Consider the following 19,480-nt stretch of genomic DNA (forward strand, 5'->3'; position numbering starts at 1 on the left):
TCCAGGGTCTATAGAGGCGCATCAACAGGAAGGTAATGCCATGACAGGTGTCACGCTCACCAGTGCCGGTCTCGACCCGCGCCGACGCCGGATCCTTTTCCGCTGCTGGCACCGCGGCATCCGCGAGATGGACCTGGTCTTCGGCCAGTTCGCCGAAGCCGAGATTGCGACGCTGTCGGAGGAAGAGCTCGACGAATTCGAGACGATCATGGCGGAAGAGGACAATGATCTCGTTCGCTGGATCATGGGAACATGGCCTGTGCCTGAGCGTTTCCAGACACCGATGTTTACCCGCCTTGCCGCCTACACCCCCGATTTCGACAAGCCCCTCAGGACGCCGGAATGATCCCTGGTTTCGATGCGAAGAAGCTTGCGGCCATTGCCGAGCCGCTGACGATCGGCAATGTGCCGTCAGGTCTGGAACCTCTGTTGCTCGCCGAGCTCGCCCGAGCGGGAGAGCCGGTCGCCTATGTCATATCAGACGGCCATCGCATGGCCGACCTCGAGCAGATGTTGGGCTTTGTCGCCCCCGATATTCCGGTTCTCACCCTGCCGGCCTGGGACTGCCTGCCTTATGACCGCGTTTCGCCGAGTGCCGATACCTCGGCCCGCCGGCTCGCAGCACTCGGCGGCCTCATCGCCCACCGGAAGAAGCCGCATGCGGCCATCGTGCTCGTCACCGCCAATGCCATGCTGCAGAAGGTGGCGCCGCAGGATGTCATCGAAAGCCTGAGCTTTTCGGCCCGTCCCGGCAACCAGCTGCGCATGGACGATCTTGCTGGCCGCCTGGAGCGCAACGGCTTTGAGCGTGTCGCAACCGTACGCGAGGTCGGCGAATATGCCGTGCGCGGCGGCATTCTCGATGTTTTCGTGCCGGGTTCGGAAGAGCCGGTCCGCCTGGATTTCTTCGGCGATACGCTGGAATCGATCCGTAGCTTCGATCCAGGAAGCCAGCGCACGACCGGGCAGGTGCGCTCCCTCGATCTCAACCCGATGAGCGAGGTGACGCTGACGCCGGACACGATCAGCCGCTTCCGCAAGAATTACCTCTCCGCTTTCGGCGCCACCACGCGCGACGACGCGCTCTATCTCGCCGTCTCCGAAGGCCGCCGTTATCCGGGCATGGAGCACTGGCTGCCGCTGTTCTACGAGAAGCTCGATACCGTCTTCGATTATCTCAGCGGCTTCCGTATCGCCACCGACCATACGGTGCGTGAAGCGGCCGAAGAGCGCTCCAAGCTGGTCTTCGATTATTACGACGCCCGCCTGAATTCCGGCCAGCCGGCCAAGGGCCAGATGGCGCAGGGCACGCCCTACAAGCCGGTGACGCCCGGCCAACTCTACCTCGACAGCAAGCTTTTCGCCAAAACCCTCGACGCGCTCGGGGCGATCCGCATCAGCCCCTTCAACGAGCATGAGGGCGAGGCGCGCCGCGTCGTCAATATCGACGCCCGTCAGGGCCAGCGCTGGGCTCGCTCGAACGCCGAAGGCGGCGGCGATGCCGAACGCATCAACATCTTCGACGTCGTCGTCAAACATATCGCCGACCGCCGTGCCGGCGGGGCGAAGGTGCTCGTCACTGCCTGGACCGAAGGCTCGCTGGAGCGCCTGCTGCAGGTGCTGAACGAGCACGGCCTGGAAAAGGTCAAGCCGATCGAGGCGCTGAAGGATCTCGGCTCGCTGGCGAGAGGCGAGGCGGCCGCCGCCGTGTTCAGTCTCGAAGCCGGCTTCGAAGCCGGCGACCTCGTCGTCATCGGCGAGCAGGATATTCTCGGCGACCGCATGGTGCGCCGCTCCAAGCGCCGCAAGCGCGCTGCCGATTTCATCTCGGAAGTCGCAGGCCTCGACGAAGGCTCGATCGTCGTCCACGCCGAACACGGCATCGGCCGCTTCATCGGGCTGAGGACCATCGAGGCCGCAGGCGCCCCGCATGCCTGCCTCGAACTGCAATATGCCGACGAGGCCAAGCTCTTCCTGCCGGTCGAAAATATCGACCTTCTTTCGCGTTATGGCGGTGAGGGCACCGAGGCCCAGCTCGACAAGCTCGGCGGCGGCGCCTGGCAGATGCGCAAGGCCAAGCTGAAGAAGCGGCTGCTCGATATGGCTGATGCGCTGATCCGCATCGCCGCCGAGCGCCTGACGCGCCATGCGCCGATGCTGACGACGCCGGAAGGCCTTTACGACGAATTTGCCGCCCGCTTCCCCTATGATGAGACCGAAGACCAGGATGCTGCGATCGAGGCCGTGCGCTCCGATCTCGGCGCCGGCCGGCCGATGGACCGCCTCGTTTGCGGCGACGTCGGCTTCGGCAAGACCGAAGTGGCGCTGCGTGCCGCTTTCGTCGCGGCGATGAACGGCGCCCAGGTCGCCATCGTCGTGCCGACGACATTGCTCTCCCGCCAGCATTTCAAGACTTTTTCCGAGCGATTCCGCGGCCTGCCGGTGCGCATCCAGCAGGCGTCGCGCCTGGTTGGAGCCAAGGAACTGGCGCTGACCAAGAAGGAAGTCGCCGAAGGCAAGACCGATATCGTCGTCGGCACCCATGCGCTGCTCGGCGCCGGCATCAAGTTCGCCAATCTCGGCCTGCTTGTTATCGATGAGGAGCAGCATTTCGGCGTCAAGCACAAGGAGCGGCTGAAGGAGCTGAAGAGCGACGTGCATGTGCTGACGCTGTCGGCAACGCCGATCCCGCGTACGCTGCAGCTTGCGATGACCGGCGTGCGCGAACTGTCGCTGATCACCACGCCGCCGGTCGACCGCATGGCGGTGCGCACCTTCATCTCGCCTTTCGACAGTCTGATCATCCGCGAGACGCTGATGCGCGAGCATTACCGCGGCGGCCAGAGCTTCTATGTCTGCCCGCGGCTTGCCGACCTGGAGGATGTGCATGCCTTCCTGCAGTCGGATTTGCCGGAGCTGAAGGTCGCCGTCGCCCATGGCCAGATGCCGGCCGGCGAACTCGAAGACATCATGAATGCCTTTTATGAAGGCCGTTACGACGTGCTGCTGTCGACCACCATCGTCGAATCCGGCCTCGACGTACCCACAGCCAACACGCTGATCGTCCACCGCGCCGATATGTTCGGCCTTGCCCAGCTCTATCAGCTGCGCGGCCGCGTCGGCCGCTCGAAGGTGCGCGCCTTCGCGCTCTTCACCCTGCCTGTCAACAAGGTGCTGACGGCCACCGCTGAGCGCCGGCTGAAGGTGCTGCAATCGCTGGATACGCTCGGCGCCGGCTTCCAGCTGGCAAGCCATGATCTCGATATTCGCGGCGCCGGCAACCTGCTCGGCGAAGAGCAGTCGGGCCACATCAAGGAGGTCGGCTTCGAACTTTATCAGCAGATGCTGGAAGAGGCGGTCGCCGAGGTCAAAGGTGTCGACGAGATCCACGATACCGGCTGGTCGCCACAGATATCGGTTGGCACGACGGTGATGATCCCGGAGGGCTACGTTCCCGACCTGCACCTACGCATGGCGCTCTACCGCCGTCTTGGCGAAATCACCGAACTCAAGGAGATCGACGGCTTCGGCGCCGAGATGATCGACCGCTTCGGGCCGATGCCGATCGAGGTCCAGCACCTGCTGAAGATCGTCTACATCAAGTCGCTCTGCCGCACCGCCAATGTCGAAAAGCTCGATGCCGGCCCGAAGGGCGTCGTCGTGCAGTTCCGTAACAAGGAATTCCCCAACCCGGCAAACCTCGTCGGCTATATCGGCAAGCAGGGCGCGATGGCGAAGATCCGCCCCGACCACAGCCTGTTCCTGACCCGCGACCTGCCGACCCCGGAAAAACGCCTGCAGGGCGCTGCCGTTATCATGACGCAACTGGCCGAGATGGCGAAATAGACCGAGGGAGACGGGCGTGGCTACATACGGCGCAACGATCGCCTGGCAGCGAGACGGCGAGACCTTCACCGATACCCGCTACAGCCGCGCCCATCGCTGGACCTTCGACGGCGGCATCGAGGTGCGGGCGTCCTCCTCGGCGCATGTCGTTCCGCTGCCCTATTCGGTCGAAGACGCCGTCGATCCGGAAGAGGCTTTCGTCGCCTCGCTCTCCAGCTGTCACATGCTCTGGTTCCTGTCGATTGCCGCAAAGCAGCGATTCTGCGTCGACAGCTACACCGATGCCGCCGAGGGCATCATGGAGAGGAATGCCGAAGGCCGTCTCGCCATCACCGTCGTGACGCTGAGACCGCATGTCGTCTTCTCCGGCGACAAGCAGCCCTCCCGAAGCGAACTCGAAACCCTGCACCATCGCGCCCACGACGAATGCTTCATCGCCAATTCGGTGAAGACCGAGGTGCGTTGCGTTCCGGTTTTGGGCTAAGTGGGAGCCGTTATCAGGCAAGAAACCCTATAACTTCGCGTTGCAGGGAAGCTGGAATGCGCTGCTCATTCAGGTCCCTTGATATGATTCGTCAGCTGAAGAGCCGGATTGCGTACAATTAGCGGTCCGATGCTAAGGTACTAAATCCACTACGTGTTTTCCCTGGATAAAATTGGACGCTGCCGCCACGGGAAATATATAACACAAAGGCTATGCTGAAGCCCGCAACACCAATTCCAGCAACCAAATCGACCACATAGTGGCCGCCTTCGGTGATGGCGGACAGCAGCATCAATGCATTCAAGAAGATCATCGGAAATCGAATCCATCTTATTATCCAAGCGCCCCAACTGCACAATACAGCCACCGCCGCGTGGACCGACGGGAAAGAGATGATGCCGCTTGCATACTGTAATTGCAGGATAAAATTTGGGTCATCCCTGACGGCTACGATTTGAGGGACGTATTCCACGCCGAGCATGCCATTGATATTTTTGAGATCGTGGGGACTGACTGCAAAATCAGTGTAGGTTCCGAGCGCGGGATACCAAATGGTGATGATGCTCGCGATGACACAAATAAGGCCGTATGTGCCGACGATCTGATACGCGCGAGCGCGTTGACCGCATAGGCTTAACAGCACCGGAAGAAATAAAAGCTGAAGGTGGAATGTTTGATAAGCAAAGGTCAATGATTTTGCGAGCAGCGGATTTGTGTCGAAAAAAGCAATCAAGCTCAACCAATCGATACCGAGACGGCGATCCAATTGTAGAAGCTGTTGATCCTGCAGAGGTTGCTTCAGAGCAAAAGCAACGTAGGTGGACACTACAAGTGGCGCAGTTAGCAATACACCGAAGCCGGTGCATTCTACGATGCATTTCAGAGACGGGATTCTACGCCAATGGCAAAGCGGGCCGAGGACCATGAGGAAAACCAGAGCGGCGCCGATTGGCTGGGCGAAGCCTCTTAGATCCACCGATAGGCCAACGAACCAGGCCAGTATTGGGACGATGGCATAGGCGCATCCGGTAAGACCTATTAAAAAGCCTCGCGCTCTGGATGTATCGGACATGGGATCCTTATAATGCATCCCTAAGCAGTATCAACCAGAGGTTAAGTTTTCGTGCATTTGATAGTCGTCGGACGCCTGTCTGCAACCCTGATGAGGTATTTCTGGGAGAGGATGAAGCTCGAAACCAGCCCGTTCGAATGCGCCATGATCGTTCGCTGTCGGTGGATAATGATGATATCCTTCGATGAAGGCCGGGAACGGTAGCCGACCCGTTGTGATGCAGATAGGCTCAGGCAGGCGCCACTTGCAGGACGGCGCGCTTGAGCATTGCGAAATCCTCGGCCCAGCTTTGTCGCTGCTCTTAAATCTCGACCCGCATGGCCGGCGGTATTAGTTCAGCCCCGACCGCGCCTCGGCCTTCGCCTTGGCGATATCGCGCAACGCGTTTGCCAGCACGTCGGGCGTCTGGGCGCCGCTGACGGCGTATTGCTGGTCGAAGATGAAGAACGGCACACCGTTGACGCCCATCTCCTGGGCTGCGGTGATCTCGGCAATAATGAGATCATGGTCGGCATCGGAGGCGAGCAGCGAGGCGATAACCGAGCGGTCGAGGCCGGCCTTCTCGGCGATATCGAGCAGCACCGCGTGGTCGCCGACATTGCGGCCTTCCTCAAAATTCGCCGTGAACAGGGCGGCAACGACCTTGTCCTGCTTCTCGCGGCCTTCGATCAGCGCCCAGTGGATCAGCCGATGGGCGTCGAGCGTGTTCGGGCCGATCTTGATCGCTTCGAAATCGAAGGCGATGCCGACCTCACGCCCTAAATCAGTGAGCATCTTATGGGCCTGCGCCACCCGTTCTTCGCCGCCGAGCTTCTCCGCCAGCGCCTTCTTCTGGTCGACACCCTCCTTGGGGAAGTCGGGATTGAGCCGGTACGGACGCCAGTTGATATCAACGCCGATTTGGTCCTGCACCTCGGCGATGGCGAGATCCAGCCGCGCTTTGCCGAGATAGCACCAGGGGCAGACGACATCCGAGACGACGTCGATGGTGATACGCTCCATGATAATTTTCCTTATTCTATCCGTCTCAGAACGGAGAATTTCAGCCGGCCCGATTCGGCTTTCTTACTGCACGCTCGTATCCCACCAGACCGGCAACTGATAGCCATTGAGCGGCACGCTGTCGGGATGGCCGATGCGCTTGCTGCGCGCCACCCATTGCTGGTCGATATGGTAGAGCGGCAGCACGTAATGGCCGGAAAGCAGCAGCCGGTCGTAGGCGCGCACCGCTGCGGTGAAATCCTCGGCAGAGCGCGCCCTGAGCAGATGGTCGATCAGCGTATCGATATCGGGATCGGCGACACCGGCGAAACTGTCGGTGCCCTCGCGGGTCTTGGAGGCCGAAGACCAGCGGCCGAGCTGTTCGTTTCCAGGCGACAGTGACGAAGTGTAGGACTTCATGATCATGTCGTAGTCGAAGCTGTTCGTCCGGCTCTGATATTGCGAATCGTCGACCGTGCGAATCGAAGCGGCAATGCCGATCGTCTGCAGCGATCGCTGATAGGCAACGGCGAGCTTCTCCTGGTCGGCATTCTGCGTCATGATTTCAAAGGCGAGCTGGCGGCCGGAGGCATCCACCATCTTGCCGCCCTGGATCGCATAGCCGCCCTCTTTCAACAATCCAACAGCCTGTTTCAGCACATTGCGGTCGCGGCCGGAGCCGTCGGTGACCGGCAGCTTATAGGTGCCGTCGAGAATGTCAGGTGCGATTTTGCTCTTGATCGGCCCGAGCAGGGCAAGCTCGGCGGCATTGGCGGGTACGCCGAAGCTTGACAGCTCGGAGTTCTGCCAGAAGCTCTGGGTCCGCTTGTAGGCACTGGAATAAAGGTTCTTGTTTGCCCATTCGAAATCGAACACCAGCGACAGGCCTTCCCGCACTTTGAGATCGGCAAAGATCGGCCGGCGCGTGTTGAACACGAAGCCGAGCATGCCGCTCGGCAGTTTCGGCGTTGCCACGTCCTTGACGACAGAGCCCGAGGTGACGGCGGGGAAATTATAGGCATTGGCCCAATGGCCGGGATTGCCGTCGGGATAGACGTCGACATCACCCTTCTTGAAAGCCTCGAACAGCGTCGTATCCTGCAGGAAATACTGGACGGTGATCGTGTCGTAATTATCGGTGCCGACCTTGGCCGGAATGTCCTTGCCCCAGTAATTCGGATCACGTTCATAGGTGATGCTCTCGCCGGGCTTCACAGTCTTCACCTTGTAGGGACCGGATCCCACAGGCGGCGTCAGTGACGAACGGTCGAAGGTTTCCGGATCGATCGCATGTTTCGGCAGAACCGGGAAAAGGCCGAAGATCAAAGGCGTCTCCCGGTCGGCCTTCTCGTTGAAGGTGAAGCGCACGCTGTGTTCGCCGACCTTCTCCATCTTGGCGACGACGTTGAGGCGGTTGGCGAAAGGTACGCGGCCCTTGTCGCGCATCAGCTCGAAGCTGAACATCACGTCCTCAGGCGTCACCGGCTGGCCGTCGGCCCATTTTGCCTTCGGATTGAGGTTGAACTGGATGAAGCTCCTGTCGTCGTCCCATTCGACCGTCTCGGCCAGCAGGCCGTACAGCGTGAAGGGCTCGTCCCTGGAGCGCTGCATCAGCGATTCGTAGACGAGATTGCCATATTCCGGATCCCACATGCCGCGCGCCGTCGTGCGCATGCTCTTCAGGATGAACGGGTTGAGGCTGTCGAAGGTGCCAACGACGCCGTAGGTGATCCTGCCGCCCTTCTTCACATCCGGATTGACGTAAGGGAAGTGTTTGTAATCCGCCGGCAAAGCCGGCTCGCCATGCATCGCGATGCCATGCAGCGGCTCGGCGGCGGCAGCGCCGCACAGCAGCGACAAGACGAGGAAGACGATGATCCGGAGCATTCGGCAATCCTTGAGACCACAAAAACGGGGCATGATTCACCGCGGAGATTATCATGGGGTCGAGCGATTCCAACACGGAGCGCCGAATTCTTTGGCATCGCGACGAAATGCTCCTCAAATCGCCAAAGAAATGCTGGATATCTTGAACGCTGCGATGTAACAGGTGAACCCGAAGTTTCGGGGTCATGCATTTGCCTTATTTTTTTAAGAGGTGAGTGCCGAACGACCCGAGGTTGGGGCGGCAAGTCGCCGTCTCGAACGGATATCAGGAGACGGAATTCGTTATGATGTTCAAGTCTGAAAAGAAAATGCGGGCAGCGCTGTCCGTTCTGGCAGTGATGTTCGGCGCCGCTTCGGCTCCGGTCTCCTCCTTCGCCCAGGAAGCGGCGGCTCCTGCCGATGGCCAGGCGCAGGCCACCGGCGCGCCGAAGCTCGGCTGGTACAAGACCTGCAGCAAGCAGGAAGACAACGACATCTGTGTTGTCCAGAACCTGATTCTCGCCAATGGCGGCCAGCTCGTCACGGCCGTTGGCCTGATCTCGGTTTCCGGCAAGATCAACCGCAAGCTCCTGCAGGTCTCGGTTCCGACGGCTCGCCTGATCCCCCCGGGCGTCATCATGCAGATCGACGGCGGCAAGGGCCAGAAGCTTGACTACGCCGTCTGCCTGCCGGACAAGTGCACGGCCGAAGTTCCGCTGACCGACGCGATGATCGCCAGCCTGAAGAAGGGCAGCGACGTGATCTTCACCTCGATCAATTTCCGTCGCGCTCCGAACCCGATCAAGATCTCGCTCGAAGGCTTCACCGGCGCTTATGACGGCGAACCGGTTTCCGAATCCAAGCTCGCTGAAAGCCAGCGCAGCCTGCAGGACAGCATGCAGAAGAAGGCCGAGGAAGCCCGCAAGAAGCTTGAAGACGCCCAGAAGGCAGCCAAGGCGCAGTAATCCCTGCCGCCTGCCGCCGTATTGAATAGAACCCGGCTTCGTGCCGGGTTTTTTGTTGATCGACTGCTGGCGCCATGGCTGTTCGTTTCGAACCTGAAGCTGCCCCTCACCCTAACCCTTTCCCCTTGAAAAACGGGGAGAGGGGACGTGCCTTACGAGAGGGCTGAGGGGGACAGAGAGCTTGCGGCTTGGTCCCTTCGCCCCGCGTGCGGGGGTCCGAAGGACGGGTCGAGACCCGTGGCTCGACCCCGGTCGGTGGCGGCAGCCGGGATGAGGGGCTTTTCTCGGCAGAAGGCAAAAGAAAAGGCCTCGCTGGGAGAGGCGAGGCCTTGTTTGTTGATCGGCACGTTTGATCTAGTGGGCGAAGCTCATCTTGGGTTTGAACTGCCCTGACGGGGCCTGATCGAAAATCTGGTAGATCTGCGGGTTGCGAAGCGGCGTGCCGCTTTCATCGTTCATCAGGTTCTGTTCGGAAACATAAGCGACATATTCGCTGTCGTCATTTTCGGCGAGCAGGTGATAGAAGGGTTGGTCCCTGCTTGGGCGCACCTCGGCCGGAATGGAATTCCACCATTCCTCCGTATTCGCGAACTCCGGATCAACGTCGAAGATGACGCCGCGAAACGGGAAAACCTTGTGCCGAACCACTTCGCCAATACTGAACTTTGCTACTCTTTCTTTCATGGTACGACTTCCTTTCATCACCAAATTTGGTGATTGGTGCCACGCAAATCAAGATTTTTGCGCAAGCTCGTCACATGAACGTCATATCCTCCTGCTGGCGTCCATGACCCTGGAGGGGAAAGCCCCGGGGACCGGGACTTTCCGTGTTCGGGCCAATCAGGCCGAATAGTACATGTCGTATTCTACCGGATGCGGCGTCATTTCGAAACGCATCACCTCTGCCATCTTCAGCTCGATGAAGGCATCGATCTGGTCGTCGTCGAACACGCCGCCGGCCGTCAGGAACTTGCGGTCCTTGTCGAGGCTTTCGAGTGCTTCGCGCAACGAGCCGCAGACGGTCGGGATCTTCTTCAATTCCTTCGGCGGCAGGTCGTAGAGATCCTTGTCCATGGCCTTGCCAGGATGGATCTTGTTCTTGATGCCGTCGAGGCCGGCCATCAGCATGGCGGCGAAGGCGAGATAGGGGTTGGCGGTCGGATCCGGGAAACGGACTTCGACGCGTTTTGCCTTCGGGTTGGTGCCGAATGGAATGCGGCAGGAGGCCGAGCGGTTGCGCGCGGAGTACGCCAGCAGAACCGGTGCCTCATAGCCCGGGACGAGGCGCTTGTAGGAATTCGTCGACGGATTGGTGAAGGCGTTGATTGCCTTGGCATGCTTGATGATGCCGCCGATGTAGTAGAGGCAGCTCTCGGAAAGGCCGGCATATTCATCGCCTGCAAAGGTCGGCTTGCCGCCCTTCCAGATCGACTGGTGCACGTGCATGCCCGAGCCGTTGTCGCCGAAGATCGGCTTCGGCATGAAGGTCGCCGTCTTGCCATAGGCATTGGCCACCTGATGCACGACGTATTTGTAGATCTGCATCTTGTCGGCGTTGCGCACCAGCGTATCGAACTTGATACCGAGTTCGTGCTGGGCAGCGGCGACTTCATGGTGATGCTTTTCGACGACGACGCCCATCTCGGAGAGAACCGTCAGCATTTCGGAACGCATGTCCTGGGCGCTGTCTACCGGCGGAACCGGGAAATAGCCGCCCTTGACGCGCGGGCGATGGCCGAGGTTGCCTGTTTCGTAATCGGTGTCGTCGTTCGACGGCAGTTCGGTCGAATCGAGTTTGAAGCCGGTATTGTAAGGATCGGCCTTGTACTTGACGTCGTCGAAGACGAAGAATTCGGCTTCCGGGCCGACGAAGATCGTGTCGCCGATGCCGGATGCTTTGAGATAGGCTTCGGCCTTTTTGGCGGTGCCGCGCGGATCGCGGTTATAGGCCTCGCCGGAAACCGGATCGAGAATATCGCAGACGATGACCATGGTCGACTGTGCGAAGAACGGGTCCATATGCACCGTCTCGGTATCGGGCATCAGCACCATGTCGGACTCGTTGATGGCCTTCCAGCCGCCGATCGAGGAGCCGTCGAACATCACGCCGTCAGCGAACATGTCCTCGTCGACGCAGACGACGTCCATCGTCACATGCTGCAGCTTGCCCTTCGGGTCGGTGAAGCGCAGATCGACGAACTTCACGTCGTTCTCCTTGATCTGCTTCAGAATTTCGCTTGCGGTCGCCATTAAATACCTTCCTCCGATTTGCGATGACAATACATAGCTGCGCTGACCGTATCGAACTTTGCGCGCTAGGCAAAGTGGGTCAGATGGCGTCGATGCCGGTCTCGCCGGTACGGATGCGGATGACCTCTTCGACGTTGGAGACGAAGATTTTTCCGTCTCCGATGCGGCCGGTCTGCGCCGCCTTGCGGATCGCGTCGATGACGGCCTCCGCGTTCTCGTCGGCCAGCACGACCTCGACTTTTACCTTCGGCAGAAAATCGACGACGTATTCGGCTCCGCGGTAAAGTTCCGTGTGGCCCTTCTGACGGCCGAAACCCTTGGCTTCCGTCACCGTGATACCTTGCAGGCCGACTTCCTGAAGGGCTTCCTTCACTTCGTCCAGCTTGAAAGGCTTAATGATCGCTTCGATCTTTTTCATGAGAAAATGTCTCTCCGCTTCTCCCGTTGTGGCAGGAATTTTCCCGCTCGCCGGATATGATGCAGATATCGTGCCAGTTTGAAATCCATCTTCTTAAAAAAATACGAGGATTTTGCCGAAACCGCCGCGTTTGCGGGGATTTTGATGAGGATTTGGTGGCAAACCAGCGGAAAAACTCTGTGCCTCGATCAAAATCATATCGAAATTCGAAAAAGACATGTGTTTAAGGAGTCGCGCAAATATGTCTCGGTAAGATGAAAATATAGGCAAATGCACAAAATTAGTTCTTTTCTTTGGTGTTTCAGGCGGTTGTTTTTTAGGCGTTTTTTGATTGAATAGGCCGATGAGCCACGAACTCTCCGATCTTCTTCTCACGCCTGCCGAAATGGCCGCGGTCGACGCTGCCGCTGCCGCGTCCGGCATCGATTCCTTTGCCTTGATGGAAAGGGCAGGGGCGGCGGTCGCGGCGGCTGGCTTGCGCCTTCGTCCCGGAGCTTTGCGCTTCGTCGTGCTCTGCGGGCCTGGCAACAATGGCGGCGACGCCTATATCGCGGCAAGACATCTGCAGGAGGGCGGGGCACCAGTGGCGCTCTTCCATCTCGGCAACCCCGCCAGGCTGAAGGGCGACGCTGCACGTGCCCGCGACGGCTGCGCATTGGAGGGACAGGCACTCGACCTCTATCGGCCCGAAACCGGCGACGTCGTCATCGACGGCCTGTTCGGTGCGGGGCTCGGCCGCGAGGTGCCGGCCGATGTCCGCATGGTGATCGAGCAAGTCACTAAGGGCGGTCTTCCCGTGCTTGCCATCGATCTGCCCTCCGGCCTGGATGGCCGCACCGGCAGGGTGCTTGGGGCCGCCTTCCAGGCCTGCAACTCCATCACCTTCATGACCCGCAAGCCCGGCCATCTGCTGATGCCGGGCAGGGAGCTTTGCGGTGAGTTGGAGATCTTCGATATCGGCATTCCCGCCCGCATCGTCAGGGCTGCGGCGGGCGGCGTCATCGCCGAGAACAGGCCGGATGCCTGGAAGGATGTGCTGCCGGCCGAGCAGCTGGAAACCCATAAATACAAGCGCGGCCATCTGGTCGTCTTCTCAGGCGAAGCCGACAAGACTGGGGCCGCGCGCATGTCGGCGATCTCCGGCCTGAAGGCCGGTGCCGGCCTGGTGACGATCGCAGCCCCGCGCGCGGCGATGGCCGCCAATGCTGCGCATCTCACCGCCGTCATGCTGCACGCAATCGACGACGAGGCCGACCTCGAAGACTGGCTTGCCGATAAGCGGTTGCAGGCCTTTGTTCTCGGCCCCGGTTTCGGCATCGGCGCCAGGGCGCGCGGCCTCGTCTCGACCCTTGCCGAGCGCCATCTCGTGCTCGATGCCGATGGCATTTCCTCGTTCAAGGACGACCCGCAGCAGCTATTCGATCTTTTCCGGGGTGAGCCGCGCCTGGTGTTGACCCCGCACGAAGGCGAATTCGCCCGGCTCTTTCCCGATATATCAGGCGACGATACGCTTGGGAAAGTCGATAAATCCGTGGCCGCTGCCCGCCGCGCCAATGCCGCGATCGTCTACAAAGGCGCCGATACCGTCATCGCCGCGCCGGACGGCCGTGCGCTGATCAATACCAACGCGCCCGTCTGGCTTGCCACTGCCGGTTCCGGCGACGTGCTCGCCGGCATCATCGGCGGATTGCTCGCACAGGGCCTTCCGGCCTTCGAGGCCGCAGCCGCTGGCGTCTGGCTCCATGGAGAAGCCGGCCAGCGTGCGGGAAAAGGCCTGACGGCGGAGGAGCTCGCCACCCACGTCTTGCCGCTTTAGCCCGTTCGACGCATTCCGGTTCGAGGCTCGGCGTTGGCTTATTTCGCCAGCGCCTGCTGCAGGGCGATCGCCCCATGCGGGGCATTGACCTTGCCCTCGTGGATCATGAAGGCAAAGACGTCGCGCGGCTCGGCCCTCACCTTGCGATCCCCATCGATCAGTGGCAGATCGTCCGGGACCTTGCCCCCCGCCCAGGTCTCCAGTCGGTTTGCCCAGGCCTTCAGGTCCTTATCGGGATAGCAGGTTGGGATATCGTCCGATCCCTTTTGCAGCCTGGCATAGACGAAGTCGGCCGTAACATCGGCGATCATCGGATATTCGAAATGTTCGGCGCAGACCGGCGCCACGCCGTATTTCGCCAGCAGTGCCACGAATTCCGGCACTTTGAAGGAATCGTGCCGGACCTCGACCACGTGGCGGAGCGCCAGCCCGTCCTGTTTTGCCGGCAGCAGCTTCAGGAAGGCCTCGAAATCTTGCGGATCGAACCTCTTCGTCGGCGCGAATTGCCAGAGCAGCGGCCCGAGATGATCGCCAAGTTCGCTGATGCCCGATGACAGGAACCGCTCCATCGATTCACCGGCTTCGGCAAGCACTCGCCGGTTGGTGACGAAACGCGTCGCCTTCAGCGAAAAGATGAAACCGTCGGGCACATCCGCCGCCCATTTGGCGAAAACCGCCGGCTTCTGCGTGCTGTAATAGGTACCGTTGACCTCGATGACCTTCAGCTGGCGGCTGGCATAATTCAGCTCGTCCTTCTGTCTCAGGTCATCGGGAAAGAAATGCCCGCGCCAGGGCTCGAAGGTCCAGCCGCCGATGCCGGTGCGTATAGTGCCGGATTTCGTCATGTCGTCCTCCCCATTCGCAACCGCTCAGGCCGCGTCGATCTGTTTTGTCATATCCACGAGCGTCCACCCTGGCCGATAAGGGTTCGGCCGGCGACCCGTTTCCTGAAAGCCGAAGGCGCGATAGAGCCCGATGTTCCGCTCCATCAGTGCATTGGTATAGAGCCGGATCTCAGGCTGCGCCCATTCGCGCGCCTTGCCCTCCACCCACTTGAGCATCGCCAGACCATGTGCGGCCCCCTGAAAGGCCGGCGAGACCGCGATGCTGAACAGCATAAGATGATCGGAATGCTGCTCGACGACGACTAGGCCGGCCGTTTCGCCGCCGACCTCGCGCAGCCAGATCTCGCCGCGTTCGATGCGAGGCGCGTAATCCTCCGTCACCGGGATCGGCGGAACGCCGAACAGTTCGGTATAGGGCCGATAAGCGGCTGCTGTCAGCGTCGTGATCCTTTGCAGATCTTCGGGCGACGCTGGCCTCATCGTCATTCCGCCGCAGCCGCCCTCTTCGCCGGCCGCCGTTCCAGCAATTCCTTGAGGAAGTGCCCGGTGTAGGAGCGCTTCTCCTTGACGATCGCCTCGGGCGTGCCGAAAGCCACGATCTCGCCGCCGCCATCGCCGCCTTCGGGACCGAAATCGAGCACCCAGTCGGCCGTCTTGATGACTTCGAGATTGTGCTCGATCACCACCACCGAATTGCCCTGATTGACCAGTTCGTGCAGCATTTCAAGCAGCTTGGCGACGTCGTGGAAATGCAGGCCGGTCGTCGGTTCGTCGAGAATATAGAGCGTGCGCCCCGTCGAGCGTTTCGACAGCTCCTTGGCTAGCTTGACGCGCTGCGCCTCGCCGCCGGAAAGCGTGTTGGCCTGCTGGCCGACCTTGATATAACCGAGGCCGACATCCTTCAGCGATTGCAGTTTGTCGCGCACGGCCGGCACCGCCGCGAAGAAATCGACGCCTTCCTCGACTGTCATATCGAGCACGTCGGCAATCGACTTCTGCTTGAAGGTGACGTCGAGCGTCTCGCGATTGTAGCGCTTGCCGTGGCAGACGTCGCAGGTGACGTAGACATCGGGCAGGAAGTGCATCTCGATCTTGATGACGCCGTCGCCCTGGCAGGCCTCGCAGCGCCCGCCCTTGACGTTGAAGGAGAAGCGGCCCGGCTGGTAGCCGCGCGCTTTTGCTTCCGGTAGGCCGGCGAACCAGTCGCGGATCGGCGTGAAGGCGCCGGTATAGGTCGCCGGGTTCGAGCGCGGCGTGCGGCCGATTGGCGACTGGTCGATGTCGATCACCTTGTCGATATGCTCGAATCCGTCGATGCGGTCGTGATCGGCCGGATTTTCGCGCGCGCCCATGACCCGCCTTGCCGCCGATTTATAAAGCGTCTCGATCAGGAAGGTGGATTTGCCGCCGCCGGAAACGCCGGTTACCGCGGTGAACACGCCGAGCGGGATTGCCGCCGTGACGTTCTTCAGATTGTTGCCGCGCGCCCCGACCACCTTGATCTCGCGGCCCTTCTTCTGCTTGCGGCGCTCGTTGGGAACGGGAACGCCAAGTTCGCCCGACAGATATTTGCCGGTCAGCGACTGCGGATTGTCCATGATATCCTGTGGCGTGCCGTGGGCGATGACCTGGCCGCCGTGAATGCCGGCGGCCGGGCCGATATCGACCACGTCGTCGGCCGTCATGATCGCATCCTCGTCATGTTCGACGACGATGACGGTGTTGCCGATGTCGCGCAGGTGCTTCAGCGTGTCGAGCAGCCGGGCATTGTCGCGCTGATGCAGGCCGATCGACGGCTCGTCGAGCACGTAGAGCACGCCGGTCAGCCCCGAGCCGATCTGCGAGGCCAGCCGGATGCGCTGGCTTTCGCCGCCAGACAGCGTGCCGGAATTGCGCGACAGGCTGAGATATTCCAGGCCGACATCGTTGAGGAAGCGCAGCCGGTCGCGGATTTCCTTGAGGATGCGCACGGCAATCTCGTTCTGCTTGGCGTTGAAGCTGGCCGGCAGCGTCTCGAACCAGTCGCGGGCGACGCGGATCGACATGCCAGTCACTTCGCCGATATGCAGCGTGGCGATCTTCACCGCCAGCGCTTCCGGCTTCAGGCGGAAACCGTTGCAGGAAGGGCAGGGTGCCGCCGACATGAAGCGCTCGATGTCCTCACGCGCCCAGGCGGAATCGGTCTCCTTCCAGCGACGCTCGAGATTGGTGATGATGCCTTCGAAGTTCTTCTGCGTCGTATAGGAGCGGGCGCCGTCGGCATAATGGAATTCGATCTTGTCGTCGGTGCCGTTGAGAATGACGTCCTTGGCCTCGTCGGAAAGATCGTTCCAGCGGGTGCCGAGCTTGAAGCCGTAATGTTTGCCCAGTGCTTCCAGCGTCTGGTTGTAATAGGGCGAGGTCGATTTGGCCCAGGGCGCGATCGCCCCGTCGCGCAGCGTCCGCTCAGGCTCGGGCACGATCAGATCCCGATCGATCTTCTGCTGGGCGCCGAGGCCGTCGCAGGTCGGGCAGGCGCCGAAGGGATTGTTGAAGGAGAACAGCCTGGGCTCGATCTCGGGAATGGTGAAGCCGGAGACCGGGCAGGCGAATTTCTCCGAAAACAGCACGCGCTCATGCGTCTCGTTCAGCGACTTGTTGGCCGAACCGCCAGCCGAGGTCTCTTCCGGCGGCAGCGGCTTGTCGGCGAATTCGGCCACCGCCAGCCCGTCGGCGAGCTTCAGGCAGGTTTCCAGGCTGTCCGCCAGGCGGGCCGAGACATCCGAGCGCACAACAATGCGGTCGACGACCACGTCGATGTCGTGCTTGTATTTCTTGTCGAGCACCGGCGCCTCGGCGATCTCGTAGAACTGGCCGTCGACCTTGACGCGCTGGAAGCCCTTCTTCATCAGCTCCGCCAGTTCTTTCTTGTATTCGCCCTTGCGCCCGCGCACCAGCGGCGCCAGAATATAAAGACGGGTGCCCTCGCCGAAATCGAGTACGCGGTCGACCATCTGGCTGACGGTCTGGCTCTCGATCGGCAGGCCGGTCGCCGCCGAATAGGGCACGCCGACACGGGCAAAGAGCAGCCGCATATAGTCGTAGATCTCGGTCACAGTGCCGACCGTCGAGCGCGGATTGCGCGAGGTAGTCTTCTGCTCGATCGAGATCGCCGGCGACAGTCCGTCGATCTGGTCGACATCGGGCTTCTGCATCATCTCGAGGAACTGCCGGGCATAGGCCGACAGGCTCTCGACATAACGGCGCTGGCCCTCGGCATAGATCGTGTCGAAGGCAAGCGAGGACTTGCCCGAACCCGAAAGCCCGGTCATGACGATCAGCTTATTGCGCGGCAGATCGAGATCGATGCCTTTGAGATTGTGCTCGCGCGCGCCGCGGATGGAGATCGTCTTCAGTTCGCTCATCGTCTCAGCTTGGTCCTTTGGGATAACAGCCCTTATTTAGTGATGCCGACCGGCGAGTCGAGGCTGAATGTCCGCAACACTGAAGGTTTTCGATTCTGTTGACAGGATGATACGGATAAACTAGAACAAAGAAAGAACAAAATTCCTGATGGATGAATGCGGCGTTCTGATGGATAAACATGTGGATTAAATGCCGCCCATGCGCATCGGCGGTCCGTGATGGTTTAAGGTGCGCCGATCGATTGAAACGCCGCCGGGCAGGGCGGCAGGTAGGGTGAGAAGCATGGCTGGTAGCGTAAACAAGGTAATTCTGATCGGAAATGTCGGTGCGGACCCGGAAATCCGCCGCACTCAGGATGGCCGGCCGATCGCCAATCTTCGTATCGCGACCTCGGAGACCTGGCGCGACCGCAATTCCGGCGAGCGTCGTGAAAAGACCGAATGGCACACCGTCGTCGTCTTCAACGAGGGTCTGTGCAAGGTCGTCGAGCAATATGTAAAGAAGGGCGCCAAGCTCTATATCGAAGGCCAGTTGCAGACCCGTAAGTGGCAGGACCAGCAGGGACAGGACCGCTACTCGACGGAAGTGGTGCTGCAAGGCTTCGGCTCTACGCTGACCATGCTCGACGGTCGCGGTGAAGGTGGCGGCGCAAGCGGCGGCCGTGGCAGCAGCGGCAACAATGATTATGGCGACGACTACGGCGCCCCGGCTCCGTCATCATCGCCAAGCCGCGGCGGTGGCGGCGGCGGAAACTTCTCGCGGGATCTCGACGACGACATCCCGTTTTGATCGGCCGCTTTTCCTGGCTCTATGAACTATCCGAGAGCATGATGCCTTTGACGGCGTCATGCTCTTTTTCTTTGACCGCGGCAGATGCTTGCCGTTCAGTGCGGCGTTGCGCTGATCAGGTTGAACGCCGATTTCGCCCCGTCGACGACGAACTGTGCGGCAAGGGCTGCGAGGATAACGCCGAGAAGCCGCGTCAGGATTGCCCGGCCGGTGACGCCGAGGAAACGGTCCAGCCGTTCGGCGACGAGGAGCATCAGGAAGGTCAGCAGCAGATTGGCGGCAATGACGCCGATCAATTGCGCTTTCCCGATGGAGGTGGCGAGCGTCCCGGCAAGCAGGATCGTCGCGGAGATGGCGCCCGGGCCGGCAATCAGTGGCAAGGCCAGCGGGAAGACGGCGATATTCTCGATATGATCCTTGGTGATGGCCGCCTCGGTGGCCTTCTCCTTGCGTTCCTGGCGTCTCTCGAAGACCATCTCGAAGGCGATCCAGAATAGCAGCAGACCGCCGGCGATGCGGAAGGCGCCGATCGAAATCCCGAGCACGCCGAGCACGCCGGCCCCGAACAGCGCGAAGACGGCGAGGATGGTGAAGGCGATCACCGAGCCGCGCAGCGCCACCTGCGTGCGCTGGGCGCGGCTCATGCCCATCGTCAGCCCCAGGAAGATCGGTGCCAGCCCCGGCGGATCGATGGTGACCAGCAGCGTCGTGAAGGCGTTGATCAATTGGTCGGCGCTTGCCAT

At 60.8% G+C, this 19,480-nt stretch carries 16 protein-coding genes; 6 read left to right on the plus strand and 10 right to left on the minus strand.

Annotated elements, in window-relative coordinates; all coding sequences use genetic code 11:
* The first annotated feature begins 40 nt into the window (after nucleotides 1-40).
* From RCCGE510_RS08230 to RCCGE510_RS08240, 3 genes are read left to right on the plus strand one after another with little or no spacing between them, the layout of a single operon-like run.
* Nucleotides 41-346 carry a succinate dehydrogenase assembly factor 2 gene (locus RCCGE510_RS08230; protein ID WP_007628923.1) on the plus strand — a complete coding sequence of 102 codons (306 nt, stop codon included), beginning with the start codon at nucleotides 41-43 and terminating at the stop codon, nucleotides 344-346.
* Nucleotides 343-3,846 (plus strand): transcription-repair coupling factor, encoded by a 3,504-nt coding sequence (mfd, locus tag RCCGE510_RS08235; RefSeq protein WP_007628925.1) that lies wholly within the window; start codon nucleotides 343-345, stop codon nucleotides 3,844-3,846. The genes RCCGE510_RS08230 and mfd overlap by 4 nt, the downstream gene beginning before the upstream one ends.
* Before the next feature lie 16 nt (nucleotides 3,847-3,862).
* Complete coding sequence (locus RCCGE510_RS08240) at nucleotides 3,863-4,330, plus strand: OsmC family protein (RefSeq protein WP_007628933.1); 468 nt, start codon at nucleotides 3,863-3,865, stop codon at nucleotides 4,328-4,330.
* 118 nt (nucleotides 4,331-4,448) lie between these two features.
* Here the strand turns inward: RCCGE510_RS08240 and RCCGE510_RS08245 are convergent, their stop codons facing one another.
* The 3 genes from RCCGE510_RS08245 to RCCGE510_RS08255 form a co-directional block, all read right to left on the minus strand.
* The gene (locus RCCGE510_RS08245; RefSeq protein ID WP_007628935.1) at nucleotides 4,449-5,402 is read right to left on the minus strand and encodes a phosphatase PAP2 family protein; all 954 of its coding nucleotides are present in this window, start codon (nucleotides 5,400-5,402) and stop codon (nucleotides 4,449-4,451) included.
* 330 nt (nucleotides 5,403-5,732) lie between these two features.
* The gene (locus RCCGE510_RS08250; RefSeq protein ID WP_007628942.1) at nucleotides 5,733-6,404 is read right to left on the minus strand and encodes a DsbA family oxidoreductase; all 672 of its coding nucleotides are present in this window, start codon (nucleotides 6,402-6,404) and stop codon (nucleotides 5,733-5,735) included.
* 63 nt (nucleotides 6,405-6,467) lie between these two features.
* Nucleotides 6,468-8,270 (minus strand): extracellular solute-binding protein, encoded by a 1,803-nt coding sequence (locus tag RCCGE510_RS08255; protein ID WP_007628944.1) that lies wholly within the window; start codon nucleotides 8,268-8,270, stop codon nucleotides 6,468-6,470.
* 284 nt (nucleotides 8,271-8,554) lie between these two features.
* On the opposite strand from RCCGE510_RS08255, the gene RCCGE510_RS08260 reads away from it, so the two are divergent.
* On the plus strand, nucleotides 8,555-9,214 hold the full coding sequence (locus RCCGE510_RS08260) for an invasion associated locus B family protein (RefSeq protein WP_007628947.1): 660 nt from the start codon (nucleotides 8,555-8,557) through the stop codon (nucleotides 9,212-9,214).
* Between the two features lie 354 nt (nucleotides 9,215-9,568).
* On the opposite strand, the gene hspQ is transcribed toward RCCGE510_RS08260, so the two are convergent.
* From hspQ to RCCGE510_RS08275, 3 genes are all read right to left on the minus strand, one after another.
* Nucleotides 9,569-9,898, minus strand: coding sequence for a heat shock protein HspQ (gene hspQ, locus RCCGE510_RS08265; protein WP_007628948.1), 330 nt, complete (start codon nucleotides 9,896-9,898; stop codon nucleotides 9,569-9,571).
* Nucleotides 9,899-10,054: 156 nt separating this feature from the next.
* The gene (gene glnA, locus RCCGE510_RS08270) at nucleotides 10,055-11,464 is read right to left on the minus strand and encodes a type I glutamate--ammonia ligase (RefSeq protein WP_003559365.1); all 1,410 of its coding nucleotides are present in this window, start codon (nucleotides 11,462-11,464) and stop codon (nucleotides 10,055-10,057) included.
* Nucleotides 11,465-11,543: 79 nt separating this feature from the next.
* Nucleotides 11,544-11,882: a P-II family nitrogen regulator gene (locus tag RCCGE510_RS08275; RefSeq protein WP_003539626.1), complete on the minus strand. Its 339-nt coding sequence runs from the start codon at nucleotides 11,880-11,882 to the stop codon at nucleotides 11,544-11,546.
* A 343-nt stretch (nucleotides 11,883-12,225) separates the two neighbouring features.
* Between RCCGE510_RS08275 and RCCGE510_RS08280 the strand changes: the two genes are divergently transcribed.
* Entirely contained in the window at nucleotides 12,226-13,698 is a 1,473-nt protein-coding gene (locus RCCGE510_RS08280) for a bifunctional ADP-dependent NAD(P)H-hydrate dehydratase/NAD(P)H-hydrate epimerase (RefSeq protein ID WP_007628958.1), read from the plus strand.
* A 38-nt stretch (nucleotides 13,699-13,736) separates the two neighbouring features.
* Here the strand turns inward: RCCGE510_RS08280 and RCCGE510_RS08285 are convergent, their stop codons facing one another.
* The 3 genes from RCCGE510_RS08285 to uvrA are packed head-to-tail and all read right to left on the minus strand — an operon-like array spanning nucleotide 13,737 to nucleotide 17,947.
* Entirely contained in the window at nucleotides 13,737-14,543 is an 807-nt protein-coding gene (locus RCCGE510_RS08285; protein WP_007628960.1) for a DUF72 domain-containing protein, read from the minus strand.
* 24 nt (nucleotides 14,544-14,567) lie between these two features.
* On the minus strand, nucleotides 14,568-15,029 hold the full coding sequence (locus RCCGE510_RS08290) for an N-acetyltransferase (protein WP_007628961.1): 462 nt from the start codon (nucleotides 15,027-15,029) through the stop codon (nucleotides 14,568-14,570).
* Nucleotides 15,026-17,947: an excinuclease ABC subunit UvrA gene (gene uvrA, locus RCCGE510_RS08295; RefSeq protein ID WP_007628963.1), complete on the minus strand. Its 2,922-nt coding sequence runs from the start codon at nucleotides 17,945-17,947 to the stop codon at nucleotides 15,026-15,028. The genes RCCGE510_RS08290 and uvrA overlap by 4 nt, the downstream gene beginning before the upstream one ends.
* A 283-nt stretch (nucleotides 17,948-18,230) precedes the next feature.
* Between uvrA and RCCGE510_RS08300 the strand changes: the two genes are divergently transcribed.
* Nucleotides 18,231-18,737 (plus strand): single-stranded DNA-binding protein, encoded by a 507-nt coding sequence (locus tag RCCGE510_RS08300; protein ID WP_007628964.1) that lies wholly within the window; start codon nucleotides 18,231-18,233, stop codon nucleotides 18,735-18,737.
* Nucleotides 18,738-18,832: 95 nt separating this feature from the next.
* Here the strand turns inward: RCCGE510_RS08300 and RCCGE510_RS08305 are convergent, their stop codons facing one another.
* Nucleotides 18,833-19,480, minus strand: coding sequence for a MarC family protein (locus RCCGE510_RS08305; protein ID WP_007628966.1), 648 nt, complete (start codon nucleotides 19,478-19,480; stop codon nucleotides 18,833-18,835).

This window comes from Rhizobium sp. CCGE 510 (assembly GCF_000292525.1).
Taxonomy (GTDB): domain Bacteria; phylum Pseudomonadota; class Alphaproteobacteria; order Rhizobiales; family Rhizobiaceae; genus Rhizobium.

Bases quoted from the DNA above. Each gene is read 5' to 3' on its own strand.
- RCCGE510_RS08230 (WP_007628923.1), top strand. From the start codon at position 41: ATGACAGGTGTCACGCTCACCAGTGCCGGTCTCGACCCGCGCCGACGC.
- RCCGE510_RS08305 (WP_007628966.1), bottom strand. From the start codon at position 19,480: ATGGCAAGCGCCGACCAATTGATCAACGCCTTCACGACGCTGCTGGTC.
- RCCGE510_RS08285 (WP_007628960.1), bottom strand. From the start codon at position 14,543: ATGACGAAATCCGGCACTATACGCACCGGCATCGGCGGCTGGACCTTC.
- mfd (WP_007628925.1), top strand. From the start codon at position 343: ATGATCCCTGGTTTCGATGCGAAGAAGCTTGCGGCCATTGCCGAGCCG.
- hspQ (WP_007628948.1), bottom strand. From the start codon at position 9,898: ATGAAAGAAAGAGTAGCAAAGTTCAGTATTGGCGAAGTGGTTCGGCAC.
- RCCGE510_RS08290 (WP_007628961.1), bottom strand. From the start codon at position 15,029: ATGACGATGAGGCCAGCGTCGCCCGAAGATCTGCAAAGGATCACGACG.
- uvrA (WP_007628963.1), bottom strand. From the start codon at position 17,947: ATGAGCGAACTGAAGACGATCTCCATCCGCGGCGCGCGCGAGCACAAT.
- RCCGE510_RS08275 (WP_003539626.1), bottom strand. From the start codon at position 11,882: ATGAAAAAGATCGAAGCGATCATTAAGCCTTTCAAGCTGGACGAAGTG.
- RCCGE510_RS08245 (WP_007628935.1), bottom strand. From the start codon at position 5,402: ATGTCCGATACATCCAGAGCGCGAGGCTTTTTAATAGGTCTTACCGGA.
- RCCGE510_RS08260 (WP_007628947.1), top strand. From the start codon at position 8,555: ATGATGTTCAAGTCTGAAAAGAAAATGCGGGCAGCGCTGTCCGTTCTG.
- RCCGE510_RS08255 (WP_007628944.1), bottom strand. From the start codon at position 8,270: ATGCTCCGGATCATCGTCTTCCTCGTCTTGTCGCTGCTGTGCGGCGCT.
- RCCGE510_RS08250 (WP_007628942.1), bottom strand. From the start codon at position 6,404: ATGGAGCGTATCACCATCGACGTCGTCTCGGATGTCGTCTGCCCCTGG.
- RCCGE510_RS08300 (WP_007628964.1), top strand. From the start codon at position 18,231: ATGGCTGGTAGCGTAAACAAGGTAATTCTGATCGGAAATGTCGGTGCG.
- glnA (WP_003559365.1), bottom strand. From the start codon at position 11,464: ATGGCGACCGCAAGCGAAATTCTGAAGCAGATCAAGGAGAACGACGTG.
- RCCGE510_RS08280 (WP_007628958.1), top strand. From the start codon at position 12,226: ATGAGCCACGAACTCTCCGATCTTCTTCTCACGCCTGCCGAAATGGCC.